Here is a 13,157-nt window from a genome sequence, read left to right as displayed (position 1 = left end):
CCGAAATTAGTGTAGGGTTGAATCCTTTGATAAACGGGGAATGCTGGTATACATGGAGCCTTCTTGATCCTCATTGTTGATCTTGTTTCTGCTTTGGCCCAACTTCCTCAACAGCTTTTTAAGACTGATCCCAGTCACAAGTATGAATAAAAGCACAAGTGCAATGGTCCCGCCCGGCGGCGTACTGAGACTATAGGAAGCCGTTAGTCCTGTAAAAACACCCCCCAATCCGATAACCATCGCCAGCAGGATCGCTGCATGAAAGCTCGATGCGATCCGCGTCGCCAAGGCAGCAGGGAGCACGATAAGGCTACTTACCAAAAGAACCCCGACAATCGGCATCGCCGCCGCAACAATCATGCCCGTCAGTATGCTGAAGGAAAGCGAGATCCATTTTACAGGCAGTCCATTGGTCCTCGCTGTTTCCTCGTCGAACGTAATCTGGTATAAAGGCCTACGGAATAAGATAAAAAAGAGCCCGCCAATCAACGCGACAACAAACATCAGCGTAAGCTCAGTTCGATTCACAGCAACTACTGAACCGAACAGGTAGGCCGAAAAGCTTTTATTCATCCCCTGGTTCAAGCTCATCAGCACAACAGCACTAGAGAGGCCGCCAACCATAATAATCGCGATCGACATTTCGCTGTATGTCCGATATGATCTTCTGACAAATTCAACGACGATAGCTCCGATGGAAGCGACGACAAAGCCGCTTAGGGTCGGATTCATATGTAGAAAGGCTCCGCCCGCAATGCCGGCCAGGGAGACGTGGGATAACATGTCTGCCATCAGCGCCTGACGTCGAAGCATCAAGTATACGCCAAGCACCGAACCAATCAATGCGATTAACCCACCGGCACAAAATGCCCGCTGCATGAAGTCGTAGTGCAGCATTTCCATCCTCCTCCCTCCTTTCTTTCCAATTCAATGATGCGATCCAAATATTGGCTGACCTCGGATAGACCGTGAGTCACCATCACGACGGTACGTCCATGGTCCTTCACTTGATGATGCATTAATTCATAAAAAGCTTCGCGGCTCCCTTGATCCATCCCCGTCGTAGGCTCATCCAGAACAAGCAGATCAGGCTCCTGAGCAAGAGCGCGGGCGATGCAGATCCGCTGCTTTTGACCGCCGGAAAGCTCGCCTATTTTCCGGTGGCGCAGTTCCCACATCCCAACTTGGCGAAGCGCCCTCTCGGTCCATGCATGATCCTCCGCATTCAGTCTGCGAAACCAGGAGCGCCGGACGAATCTACCGGATCGCACGAATTCCAGAATCGTGCTTGGGAATCCGCTATTGAAAGCGGCGATTTGCTGCGGCACATAACCTACGGAAAGTTTTTGCCCCTGCTGATTATGGGACGACAGGAACGTACTTCCCGCCCAGGGCTGAAGCAAGCCAAGAGCCAGTTTAAGCAGCGTTGTTTTGGAAGCGCCATTGGGTCCGGTAACAGCTACGAATTCCCCTGAATAAATTTCGATACTCGCATTCTGCAAGCATGGAACATCGCTATAACCGAACGAGACGTCTGTCATCGCAGATAGAAGCATATCTTCAATTCCCTTCCTTATTCTCATTTTCCATTTTTGGCAGCTTTGACAATATCCGTACACCGACATGTCACAAAGCACCTTTTCCAAGTCAAGCCCTGTCAACCGACCCCACGCCTTTGAAATTATACGTAATAATTACGATTTTAGAATAAAAAATAAAAGCGGACTACGCTTATTAGTAATTATTACGTTTATGAGTGTAGCAGGTATCCGGGTTTCCGTCAACGTTGGTTTGGAAGAAGTCTATGAAAACGCAAAATGATCATCAGGATCTTCCGATCTTCCTTGACGGTCCTTTTGCGTGAAAATCCATAAGTTTACTACTTAGGAGGAAATGAGGTATGACATCGGCACACTTCAAATCAGTAACGATGGAAAACATCATTATGGGGCTCGATTCCATTTTCTCTTACGTCTGCAACGTTGAAAAACATCGCTATTGCTTCGCTCTGGCTCACCATAATGCCATCTTCTACTCTGTAACGATGAGAAACATCGCTATTCACTCGTTTCCATTTTACTTTTACGTCTGTAATGATGAATAACATCGCTCCAGCTTCGCTATTAAAACGAAAAAAGCCGTTCAAAACCCCGGCTTTTTCATTCATTAACATTTGAATTTTCCTGACAATCCTCACAAACACCATACACTTCAAAGCGATGGTTGACAATTTTGAAGTGCCCGGGCAATTTTAAGGTTGTTTCCATAGGGCAATAATCGAACGTCAAGGTTTTTTCGCAATTCATACAGATCAAGTGGTGATGGTGGTGATTCGAGCAATTCATTCGAAATTTTAAGCCGCCATCCATAAAATAAAACTGCTCCAGCGCCCCCATCTCGCTCAGTAATCGCAAATTACGATATACGGTATCGAAGCTGACGCTTGGATAATGAACGGTCATTTGATCATAGACGTATTTAGGCGATAAATACCCATCTGTTTTGGCGAATATCTCTGCCAATACCCGGCGTTGGTCCGTGATCCTCCACCCATGCCTGGACATGACCTTGATCATCTCTTCGACGCTATTGGTTTCCGACATGTTTCTTTTCCTTTCAACGTTAAACTATACCTTCATAGTGCCGTAAAGGAGCAACGCAGTCAAGGGAAACAGTCGGAAACACATCATTTCGCAGGCGGATGATGACGACTAATTCCTGCCGCGCCGCTTCCTGTAGGTCTGAAATGACCATCATACGAATAGATCATCGATTCCTTCAGCGGTTCTTGATTTAACAAATGCTCCCCTACAATTCGTCTGCCCGTTTCGGGCGTCACATTTTTATACCATACGCCTTCAGGATAAACGGTAACAACACAGGCGTCCTCACAGCGCCCATTGCATCTCGTTCTCGTTGTGTGAACAAGATATTCCAGACCTAATGCCGATAGCTCATGACGTATAGCTGCCGTCGTTTCGTCCCCTTGATTGCGAAGGCAAGATGCCCCGTTGCAGATCAGTACATGATGCTTGACTGTTGATAAATCCCAAGTGGTCATAACAAGCTTCATCCTTCCAATTCATAGTGACTAAAATAATCCCGCTCATTAGCCGTAAATTTTACATATTAAATCAAAATGTATCTCTTTACATTCATTGTGTCAATAGGAGCTAGGAGCCGTGCTCGACGTTCATTTGACAATCTAGAGAAGAGTCGCCTATACTTTAAATGTAAAAATTACAATTAAGGAGCGATTGCATGCCAAACCTTACCCAAGAGGCCGACTTACGCGTACCGGTTACCGTCTTAACCGGATTCTTAGGCGCAGGCAAAACTACGCTGCTCAATCATGTCATGACTGCTGATCATGGCGAAAAAATCGCCGTCATCATTAATGAATTCGGCGAAGTAGGCATCGATAACCAGCTCGTTGTGGGAGCCGATGAAGAGATATTCGAAATGAACAACGGCTGCATTTGTTGCACCGTTCGTGGGGACCTGATACGAATCTTGAATGAGCTCATGGAAGCGCGAAGCGGCAGCAACAACCGTAAGCAAGTCCACTTTGACCGTGTATTAATCGAAACTACAGGGTTAGCTGATCCTGCGCCTGTGGCTCAAACTTTTTTTGTTGACGAGCGCATTGCCGAACATTATAAGCTTGATGCGATCGTCACAGTTGTTGACGCCAAACATGCGGAAGCGCAGTTGGATAAAGGCCACGAGGCTCAGGAGCAAGTCGCTTTCTCGGATGTTTTGCTCGTGAACAAAGTGGATCTTGTTACCGAAGAAGAATTGCTTAAGCTTGAAAACCGCCTCAAACATATGAATCCCGCGGCCAAATTGTACCGGACAGAGCAATCCAGCATTGACCTTCGACACATACTCGGCATTCATGCTTTTGAATTAGACAAAAAGCTTGAACTCGATCCCGATTTCCTGGAAAGCCATGATCACGATCACGACGACGATGTCAAATCGATCTTTTTCCGTGAGGACCGTCCACTGGATTTGAACAAAATGGAACGTTTCCTGCAAGTATGGCTATCCGAACATGGAGCCGATACGCTCCGGTATAAAGGCGTTCTCCATATCCAAGGCGTCAAGCAGAGAGTCATCTTTCAAGGTGTCCATATGTTATTCGCCTCTGCGCCTGATCGGACCTGGAAACAAGATGAAATTCCTTGCAGCGAGTTCGTTATTATTGGCCGAAATCTCGATGAGGCATGGTTCAAGTCGCAGTTTGCCGCTTGTGTCGCTTCCTAGCCGTCTCTATCCATGGTTTATCCTTAGATAATGAAGCCAATAACCTTGGTAAATCCCATAATAGTCCGCAATTTCCTGGAGCCTTTGAGGAGACATGCGTTCATGGTAAACAGCACTCGCGGCCGCTAAGGCCGCTTTTTCATTCCAGGGGATCTGCTCCATTCTTCCGAGCCCGCGGATCAGAATAAATTGTGCGGACCATTCACCGATACCTTTAATCCCGAGAAGCCATTCTCTCACAGCTGCGTAATCGCCTTGCTTCATGAAACTCTCCTCCGTCTGTGAGAAAGCTGCAGCAACGGCTTGTATATACTCGGCGCGCCTTGAGCCTAAAGTTTCAACAAGCTGCTCCATATTCGCTTCGAGCAAATCCGCCGGCTCCGGGAAAGTTGCGTATTGCTCTCCTCTGACTACGAGGGATCGGCCATATGTTTCGTACAAATAGCGCTTTAATTGGCGAGCCGCCGGCATCGGATTTCGCTGTACAAGTATGGACCAGCACGCATTCTCAAACGGGGTCATAAATTTCACTTGGTGATATCCGTAGTGCCTCTGCAAGACCGGTTCGAACTCGTCGTCTTGTTCCGCTAATGCGTAGAATGCAGATAGGTCATCAGATAAACTTAGAAAAAAATCCATCCGCTCTATGGCTTCGTCCCGAATACGATCCGACAACGCTTCTTCCGAATACAGCACATAGCTAAGTTTGGGAGAGTCGACGGTTCCCGTGGAGCTGAGCTCCATAACTACAGGTATTTTCCGGACGGAGAACGCTTTGACCATCGTACTGGACTCTAAAGACTGCTCATTTTTCATCGGACTAAACCCGCCAATAAACGAGAGAGATTTCTCAAAATCAAAGGGGGCTTTTGGATACAGCTCTCCTCTTGTTTCTTGTATACGACTTTCATTATTTGTTTTCATCGGCAAATCCTTTCCAAATTCATTTTTACATTGAATATACAAAAGCGCTACTGACACCTTTATGTCAGTAGCGCTAATTGGTTTTTATAAAGAAATATATTTCATCTCACTATGTTATGCGCCTAAGCGGATATGGATGCTTGTCAGGTACATCCTGCTCCCCCGAACCATATAATATGGTACGCAAGCAAATCCTCCTAAAGGTGGTGAGACGAAATGACACTTACGCTTACAGGTTGGATGCTCTACTCAATGTGGGTTGTACTCGGTTTAATGGGCCTTAGCTTCTTGATGGGCTTATATCGCTCCCTCAAAGCAGGCAGTTTCTCTTCCAAACTGATTCTAGGGTATCTCCAGGACATGCTCTTTTATGTATTCCCATTATTCTTGATGGCCAACATGATGTCCCTGGATCATACAGGCTGGTTGCTGCAAATTGCTTATTACATTGGCGCATTGGGAGTTGTTCTCAAATATTTGGAAGATTTTAAAAAATAAAATGAAATCGCATTCAAACAGGCTGCCGATAATATAGGCAGCCTGTTTATTAATTCGCAGCAGCGAACTGGGATGTTTTCTTTTTTCGCTTTTGATAGAAAGCAATATATCGATCCAATCTTCTACTAAGAGCAATCACATTCTCATGTGTAAGGCTTCTTTGTACAAATGCTTCTTCGACCATTAGAAGGCGTAAGGATTCGATTTTTGCTAAAAGGATTTGTTCCACATTACTTAGCTCCGTTCCTGATCAATGACAAGACAAACCCTATTATATACAAGTGAGCTGTAAAAGGGTGTTACTATTTGTCGTTGATGCCGTGAACAAAATGAACAAAATTATTTTTTTGCATGTGGAATGAGCGGAAACTCTCCAATTCGAAGCCTTGCGCTGCCATATGGGACGAGCTCGAGCTCTTCAATGGGCTGACCGTCCGTGTTAGGAAACATCGGAGGCGTACCAGCATTATGGCCTTCCATCTTCCAGTCGCGAATCCGCTGCCCATATGCTTTCAATCGGACCGGCGCTAGCTCCGCATCGAATGGCTGGTAAGGCACGTCATCTTCTTTGGCCTCGAAGTTCATATGTGCGATGATCCCATACTTCCAAAATGAAGCCGGGTATAGCTCCCAATCATGAAACCTCTCCCGCTTCGTTAACAATTGCCAGTTTTCCTTGATGGGCAATACGTACACCAGCGGACCTCGCTCGATGCTTACCGCGTATAAATTACGCGTATTGGTTCTGACTTGCATGGGCAGACGCAGCCTAACGACATCTCCGTTTTGCCATTCACGCTCAACTTTTGCATACCCCTTTTCGACGGAAATGCATATGATCTCATCATTCACTTGCAAGACCGGCGCTTCGCACCAAGCTGGAATTCGCAGGGAAATGGCAAATTTCTCGGAACTTGTTTGCTCAAGGTTCAAATCGATGCGGACTTCATCGCGAAAAGGATACGCTCCACTTACCTCAAGATGTGCTTGAACACCAGTTCCGACATGTGCACTTAGCCTGCACGGCGCATAAGAAACTGCCGCAAGTCCGCCTTGCCCATCCGACATCCACAAATGGCTGACCAACTTGGGCCACCCCTGGTGCATATTCGCCGTACAGCAGCCAAAGTTCGGCTCCAGCCCGAATACATTCGCATCCGGACCATTGCTCCAATCCCGCGGGGCGATATTGCATAATATTTGATTCACCTGCTGGTCGTACTGATGGGAGGTCCAGTCCTTTGAAATAGCGGCCGGCAGCGCATTAAACGCAACCTTTTCCAAAATATCGCCGAACCGTCCCTCTCCGAAAATACGCGTTAACTGTTCCATCGTGAACATATATTCCACGACTGCGCATAGCTCCACACCTTGACTCGGATGTGTACCTGACAGCCATTCGTCTCCCGAAAACATACCGTGAGCTTGGCCATGGTAGGTCATCAAACTGTCAATGCCTCTGTGAACGGCCTCCCGCTCCCTCTCATGACCGGTGTGCTCATAACGAACTCCCGGAGTTTTCAACCCCATCGCGACATTCACCACGTGCGTCCGCCAATCCCATTGCTCGACTTTGCGCCAGAAGGGGAACTCATAAAAGATGTCCGTCCATTCGATCGTTTGCGCTTCTACCTTTTGGAGCAAATCCATCAAGAAATTTTCACCCGTTCGCCGATGCAGCCAATGAATGCACAGCATCATTTCCGCCCCTCTTGCCGCTGCCCAACCATCCAGCGGGAACGTATCGATCATGCTGTTGACATAACGAAAATAATTCGAAAGAAAAGGGACAATGCGCGCATCCCCCGTTACTTCCGCATGCTGAATCAGCACTTTGAGCATGATCATGTAGTGCCACCAGTCCTGCTGCTTATTGACATCGTGGTTAACGGTTTGAATGCGATCCGGACCAAATAGCCCATTCTCCTGCTGGCTTGCAAGCGTCCACTCGATCCATCGATTGGCCTTGGCAATTAATGCCGGATCCTCAAGAAGATGAGCTAGAGGCAGCAGTCCGTCCAAGTAATAGGGACCTCGCTCCCAACTCTCGCCTTGGCCGCCAATCCAGCCGTTCTCAGGACCCACATCGGGCCAATGCTCTTCCAAATGTCCGGTCAAGCCGTCTGCCTGAATCCGAAGCTGATTCAGCAACCACCCTGCCGGCTTGATGCTGCCAAGCGGCAAATTTTGAAAGACGCTGTTCGCTGTCATCATCATCTCACTCCTTGTTTTCCGTTATGGTGCCGCGTTACAAGCTCCCCTTCAATATACCATCGAATGCACGCTGTTTGAGATAGCTAATCGCAACTAATATTTATACAATCACAACCTTGAGTATACGAAAATCATCTATGTAAATAGCCATTTATTTGCTATGATATATCCAAAATGAACATGAGGAGCACCGCTGTCTATGTTCCGATTTATTTCACCACCGTTGCCCCATATGACCGTTTGCGGGGAAGATACGTACCCGACCGGAGGGAAACATCCTGACCGTGCCAACATCGGCGTCTTTGATCTGTTGATCGTCACGAACGGTGTCTTATGGCTCGAAGAAAACGGACAAGGCTTCACTGTAAAGGCCGGAGAATTTCTTATTCTTCGTCCCGACCGATCCCATCGAACAGCCAGACCATGCAGTGAGGAGACCCATTTCTTTTGGCTGCACTTCCAAACCGTTGGGGAATGGCAGGAAACAGAGGAACCAGAAAGACAGGTACCGATGGATAGCGGTCATCCTTTTGCGCAAGTCGAATATTTCTCCTTCTACCTGTCCAGATATGGGAAACTAAATTCACCCCGTGATGTTTTTGCTACCCTTCGGCAATTGATCCTGCTGCAGCAGGAAACCGCCACCGTTTCCAGGTGGCAGCAGCAAATTCTATTTCAGGAACTTTTGGTTGCTTTGCAAGCTGAGGAACTTCTCGCCAAGCAAAACCACCATCTTCGTATTGCAGAATCTGCGGCATCCTTTCTCCGCCAACATTACAAAGAGCCCCTTGATTACAAGAGGCTCTCCGAAGAAATTCATTTTCACGCCAATTATATTGCCATCTGCATGAAGAAGGCATTCGGCTGCACACCGCTCGATTACTTAACGCGCCATCGCGTCGCACAGGCCAAACAAATGCTGATCCATACGGATGAGCCCGTTGGCCGGATTGCCGAAGAAACGGGATTTCGTTCATTTCCTTATTTCATCCGCTGTTTCGGCAAACAAACGGGCATGAAACCAAGTGAATTCCGATCACAGCATCGAACGAAATAAAGCCGTCTTTTTGATTTTTTAATACAATTGGGATGAACTCCTCCCGCCGTTAATTATATCGGTGATGGCCGTATATAGATTCGGCGGGAATTCTGCAATCCGATGGCAGAGGTACAAGTACCATTCAGCACCATAAGTGAGGTAGATGCGTACCGGATAACCGCTTTCCTTGAGCTGTTTGCCAAGATCGGGACGAATGCCGTACAGCATTTCAGCTTCAACCCAAGCTTGTTGGAAGTAATCCCGCCCAGCAATATGGCGGACGATCTCCTCATCATGCGTAGCTATGGATACCGGATGTCCTGCTAGCACGCATCTGTCTACAAGTTCCAAATATCTCTTATTAAGCTCTTCAGAGCGCGGGGTATAGCAATCATCAGACTCTTGGTAGGCCCCCTTTACCAGCCGAATAGCACCAGGATACCCTAGCAGCTCCGATAGATCTTGAGGCGTGCGGTGAAGCTGTGCTTGAAGCGTTATGCCAATATTCGGATAGTCGACGACAGCTTTTTTGTAGATGGACAGAATACGGTCCGTTTTGGCCGATTCTTCCATGCTCAGCATCATAGACAGCCCGTATTTCTTCGCTTCTTGAGCCAGTTGCAGAAGATGTTCATAGGCCAGATCAGGGTCGATTGACATACCAATGTGCGATAAATCAAGGGAAATACGGGAAGCCATCCCTCGTTGGCCGCACTCTTGAATAAGACCTTTAAACTCTTGAACGGCAAGTCGACATTCATCGGCATTCGTTGTGTTCTCCCCGATATATTCAAGAGAAATGGCGTAACCTTTGCCCATGAGGAGTTCCCCAACATCTATCCCATCCTTGCGACCTTCTCCCGTCACAAACCGCTGAGCAGCTCGCAGAAATAATGGATAAAGCTCAGGTGACTGCTGGATATATTGTTTCATTTCCAGATTGCGGGCGACAGATTTTAGAGCTGTTGAGAAATCCTTCTCTATGGATGCTAACTTATTCATTTTGCATTCCCCTTTCGTTCGTTACTATCACCATACCTCACTAAGCCGAAAGGGTATTGTACAAAATTGCTGTTATAGTGTTGAGCTTTTAAGTCCGCTTTCAGAACCGAGAAGGTTGGACGATATCCGGAGAAGGAGGAACGGAGCGTAGAGATGTACTACGTGAGTACCGGACTTCCCGGATTCGTTCAAGATTCGACGCCGATTAACTTCTCGAATTACTTCGTTATCAAAGTGGACTTGGGTATTTTTGAGGGGTTACGCCTACAACCTGCTTAAATACTCTTGTAAAATGACTCTGGTCATAAAAGCCCGCTTCAATCGCGATCTCCGCGATGGGCCTCCTTTTACACAATTCTTTTTTGGCAAAATTGATTCGTAATAAATTCTGATAAGCATGCGGCGGTATCTTATTTGCTTTCTTAAATAGATGGACTATATAAAATTTGCTAAGGCCCGATACGCTTTCCAGCTTTTCCAGTGTAATCGGCTCCAAATAATGTTCATGCAAGTAATCTTTAATCTCTTGCATATCTTTCTTTGCTTTCGCAGAGTCATGGATATGTAACGCTTCGACTGTTTCTCTTTGAATGATGGTATGAATCAAATGAATGGCGACGGTCTCCGTCTCTAGCGGTGTTTTCAGACTCGACATACAGTGAACAAACTGGTTCAGCAAATCCTTGCAATGAGGGTTGACCTTGTTCTCAAGCAAGAAAGGCGCATGTAACCTCGCCTCATCACCCAACAGATGATGGACCCAATCCATGTGAAAAAAAAGCATCTTATATTTCCAGTCCGAGCCTTCCTCTGGATTACAAGCATGCGGCAAGTAGGGAGGGATTACGATGATCCTTCCCGCTTCAACTTGAAGATGCTGACCATCGCACCAAACTTTGCTTTCACCTTTATCTATAACGCCTATGGATAGTTCTTCATGAAAATGTTTCTTATAGGAAATGCTCTTTGAACTGCATACCTTCACCTCGAAAAAAGCTAAGGAAGTGTCGCGATAAAAAGAAACATCTGACAAATGGCAGCACATCCAATCTACTGTAAATTCCGATCTCATAATGGTGAGATACACCTCGCCGATGACCAGGTCCTTGTCTAAAGCCATTCGTTTGGGAACGAACTTGTCTTTGTCAATCCTCCCATCTTTTCGTCTGTAAAGATGAAAATCATCGTTTGAGACACGATTGCAACATCCCCACATGCCTGTTACGATGAGAAACATCTTTCCAGCCTCGCTTAGCGTACAAACCTGCTTTTTTTCTCGTCTGCAAGCATTCAAAACATCGTTAGTGACACGACCTCATATCCAACTCGCCACTGTAACGATGAAAAACACCTTTCCAGCTTACACTTGCTGTTTGTTGTTTATCGCTGTAAAGAACTTAACCATACTGGCGAAGTAACAAAACAGGCTACCCCTGTTATCGGCAGCCTGTTTACGTTTATACCTTCAATGCCTTCTCCCCGGTTTGCAGCTGATACATCTTATGGTACCTGCCTTCTAGCGCCATGAGCGTTTCATGATTGCCCCGCTCGACGATCTCACCGCGATGCAGCACTAAGATTTGATCGGCATCGCGAATCGTAGACAGTCTATGTGCGATGACTAACGTAGTCCGGCCTTCGCTGACGACTTTCAGCGCTTTTTGGATTAACCCCTCAGTTTCGCTGTCGATGCTGGCCGTCGCTTCATCCAGGATAAGGATGGACGGATCGAAAGCCAGCGCTCTGGCAAAGGAGATCAGCTGCCGCTGGCCGGATGACAACGTGCTTCCCCGCTCTACCACCTGCTCATCATAGCCACCCGGCAGTTGTTCGATGAAAGGCGCGGCGCCTACATCTTGAAGTGCGCTTTTCACACGATCGAGCGTGATGTCTCCATTATATAGGCTCACATTGAATTTAATATCACCTGCAAACAAGAACGGATCCTGCAAAACAATGCCCATATGCTTACGCAACGCTTGTTTGGAAAAGGTTGAAATGTCGCGGCCGTCGATCGTGATTTTGCCATCATCCGGTTCATAGAAACCAAGCAGCAGGTTGATGATCGAGCTTTTGCCTGAACCCGTATGGCCGACAAGCGCCACCGTCTCCCCTTTATGCGCTTCAAAAGAAATTCGCTTCAGCACATTTTCCCCTGCTTTATAGGCAAACGTCACGTTGTCGAATTTCACGACACCTTCCGGGCGGCTTACCTGATCCGTCTTTTCGACCTCACGGCCTTCCATATCCATGATCGCAAACACTTTTTCAGCGGATACAAATGCTCTTTGCGCGTTCGTAAGCTGATCGAAAATCCCGATAATCGGCTGAAAGATCCGGCCCAAATAATCGATAAATGCATAAAACACACCGAAGGAAATCGCCGTTGTCAGCGACTCCCGCCCAAAATACCAGATGACTAACGCCGTCACCAAGCTGCCGATCGTTCCCACGATATTGCGGGAAGACAAGGAGAACACCCGAAACTGTTTGATTTGATTCACATAGCGGTCTTCATTCAACACTTCAAATTCTTCAATCGTCACTTTCTCCCGGCGAAAAGCCTGAATAATCGGCATGACGACAATCGATTCATTAATCATGGCGTTCATATCGCTGAGCCGGGCGCGCATGATGGTGATAAATATTTTAGAATACTTCAGATGGATTTTCATGATCAACACAAACAGCGGCAGAAGCAGTAAACACAATAGGGCCAGCCGGACATCCAAAATAAATAGGGCTGTGAAGATGCCTGCCAGCTGCACCATGCTCACGACGAATGTCGCCATAAAGCTCATGAACAGATCGCGAACGGCCTCCGTGTCGTTGGCAATTCTTGATACCACCTGCCCAATCGGCGTATTGTCAAAATAGCGCAGCGGAATCCGCTGAATGTGGCGCATCAAATCCATTCGCATGTTTTTGATAATTTGCAGCGCTGTGGATTGGAGAATGTATGCTTGTGTAAAGTTGCCGATGCTCGCGATTAGCAGCAGTCCCATATACAAAGCTAGCAGCCCAAGAACGGCTCCCAGATCGCGCGCACCTGTGCTCAAATGCTGATCGATAATCGTTTTGGTAATATAAGGTCCGCCAAGTTCAGCACCGACCGCACAACAAAGAATAAGCAGCGCGCCGATAATTCTAAATTTATAGACGAGAGCATATGCGAATAGTCTTCTCGCCGTGGATTGCTTAGGCATCTCGG

14 protein-coding genes are annotated in these 13,157 nt (G+C 47.0%); 3 read left to right on the top strand and 11 right to left on the bottom strand.

Going from position 1 to position 13,157, the window contains the following annotated elements; all coding sequences use genetic code 11:
- Positions 1 to 6 precede the first annotated feature (6 nt).
- The 5 genes from ACFQZT_RS22040 to ACFQZT_RS22020 form a co-directional block, all read right to left on the bottom strand.
- Positions 7 to 903 (bottom strand): metal ABC transporter permease, encoded by an 897-nt coding sequence (locus ACFQZT_RS22040; RefSeq protein ID WP_379303095.1) that lies wholly within the window; start codon positions 901 to 903, stop codon positions 7 to 9.
- The gene (locus ACFQZT_RS22035; protein ID WP_379303213.1) at positions 849 to 1,556 is read right to left on the bottom strand and encodes a metal ABC transporter ATP-binding protein; all 708 of its coding nucleotides are present in this window, start codon (positions 1,554 to 1,556) and stop codon (positions 849 to 851) included. Before ACFQZT_RS22035 ends, ACFQZT_RS22040 begins: the two co-directional genes overlap by 55 nt.
- A 365-nt stretch (positions 1,557 to 1,921) precedes the next feature.
- Positions 1,922 to 2,173 (bottom strand): hypothetical protein, encoded by a 252-nt coding sequence (locus ACFQZT_RS22030; RefSeq protein WP_379303093.1) that lies wholly within the window; start codon positions 2,171 to 2,173, stop codon positions 1,922 to 1,924.
- Positions 2,160 to 2,603, bottom strand: a complete 444-nt coding sequence (locus tag ACFQZT_RS22025; protein ID WP_379303091.1) for a Fur family transcriptional regulator — start codon at positions 2,601 to 2,603, stop codon at positions 2,160 to 2,162. The genes ACFQZT_RS22030 and ACFQZT_RS22025 overlap by 14 nt, the downstream gene beginning before the upstream one ends.
- A gap of 83 nt (positions 2,604 to 2,686) precedes the next feature.
- The gene (locus ACFQZT_RS22020; protein WP_379303089.1) at positions 2,687 to 3,061 is read right to left on the bottom strand and encodes a (2Fe-2S) ferredoxin domain-containing protein; all 375 of its coding nucleotides are present in this window, start codon (positions 3,059 to 3,061) and stop codon (positions 2,687 to 2,689) included.
- A gap of 200 nt (positions 3,062 to 3,261) precedes the next feature.
- Between ACFQZT_RS22020 and ACFQZT_RS22015 the strand changes: the two genes are divergently transcribed.
- Complete coding sequence (locus ACFQZT_RS22015; protein ID WP_379303087.1) at positions 3,262 to 4,269, top strand: CobW family GTP-binding protein; 1,008 nt, start codon at positions 3,262 to 3,264, stop codon at positions 4,267 to 4,269.
- A 6-nt stretch (positions 4,270 to 4,275) separates the two neighbouring features.
- Here ACFQZT_RS22015 and ACFQZT_RS22010 read toward each other — a convergent pair whose 3' ends face one another.
- Positions 4,276 to 5,193 (bottom strand): DNA-3-methyladenine glycosylase family protein, encoded by a 918-nt coding sequence (locus ACFQZT_RS22010; protein WP_379303085.1) that lies wholly within the window; start codon positions 5,191 to 5,193, stop codon positions 4,276 to 4,278.
- Between the two features lie 216 nt (positions 5,194 to 5,409).
- Between ACFQZT_RS22010 and ACFQZT_RS22005 the strand changes: the two genes are divergently transcribed.
- Complete coding sequence (locus ACFQZT_RS22005) at positions 5,410 to 5,691, top strand: hypothetical protein (RefSeq protein WP_379303083.1); 282 nt, start codon at positions 5,410 to 5,412, stop codon at positions 5,689 to 5,691.
- Positions 5,692 to 5,740: 49 nt separating this feature from the next.
- Here ACFQZT_RS22005 and ACFQZT_RS22000 read toward each other — a convergent pair whose 3' ends face one another.
- Positions 5,741 to 5,920 (bottom strand): Spo0E family sporulation regulatory protein-aspartic acid phosphatase, encoded by a 180-nt coding sequence (locus ACFQZT_RS22000; protein ID WP_379303081.1) that lies wholly within the window; start codon positions 5,918 to 5,920, stop codon positions 5,741 to 5,743.
- 110 nt (positions 5,921 to 6,030) lie between these two features.
- Positions 6,031 to 7,908 carry a beta-L-arabinofuranosidase domain-containing protein gene (locus ACFQZT_RS21995; RefSeq protein ID WP_379303079.1) on the bottom strand — a complete coding sequence of 626 codons (1,878 nt, stop codon included), beginning with the start codon at positions 7,906 to 7,908 and terminating at the stop codon, positions 6,031 to 6,033.
- A 196-nt stretch (positions 7,909 to 8,104) separates the two neighbouring features.
- On the opposite strand from ACFQZT_RS21995, the gene ACFQZT_RS21990 reads away from it, so the two are divergent.
- The gene (locus tag ACFQZT_RS21990) at positions 8,105 to 8,962 is read left to right on the top strand and encodes a helix-turn-helix transcriptional regulator (RefSeq protein WP_379303077.1); all 858 of its coding nucleotides are present in this window, start codon (positions 8,105 to 8,107) and stop codon (positions 8,960 to 8,962) included.
- A gap of 18 nt (positions 8,963 to 8,980) precedes the next feature.
- On the opposite strand, the gene ACFQZT_RS21985 is transcribed toward ACFQZT_RS21990, so the two are convergent.
- The 3 genes from ACFQZT_RS21985 to ACFQZT_RS21975 all read right to left on the bottom strand — a co-directional run bounded on the left by ACFQZT_RS21985 (position 8,981) and on the right by ACFQZT_RS21975 (position 13,152).
- Positions 8,981 to 9,946 carry a proline dehydrogenase family protein gene (locus ACFQZT_RS21985; RefSeq protein WP_379303075.1) on the bottom strand — a complete coding sequence of 322 codons (966 nt, stop codon included), beginning with the start codon at positions 9,944 to 9,946 and terminating at the stop codon, positions 8,981 to 8,983.
- Between the two features lie 229 nt (positions 9,947 to 10,175).
- A complete protein-coding gene (locus ACFQZT_RS21980; RefSeq protein WP_379303073.1) occupies positions 10,176 to 11,183 on the bottom strand; it encodes an AraC family transcriptional regulator in 1,008 nt (335 codons plus the stop codon).
- Between the two features lie 220 nt (positions 11,184 to 11,403).
- Positions 11,404 to 13,152, bottom strand: coding sequence for an ABC transporter ATP-binding protein (locus ACFQZT_RS21975; protein ID WP_379303071.1), 1,749 nt, complete (start codon positions 13,150 to 13,152; stop codon positions 11,404 to 11,406).
- Between the last annotated feature and the right edge of the window lie 5 nt (positions 13,153 to 13,157).

Source organism: Paenibacillus sp. GCM10027628 (genome assembly GCF_042676385.1).
Lineage (GTDB): Bacteria > Bacillota > Bacilli > Paenibacillales > NBRC-103111 > Paenibacillus_E.
The sequence above is the reverse complement of the archived record's forward strand: the minus strand, read 5'-3'. Positions and strand labels throughout refer to the sequence as shown.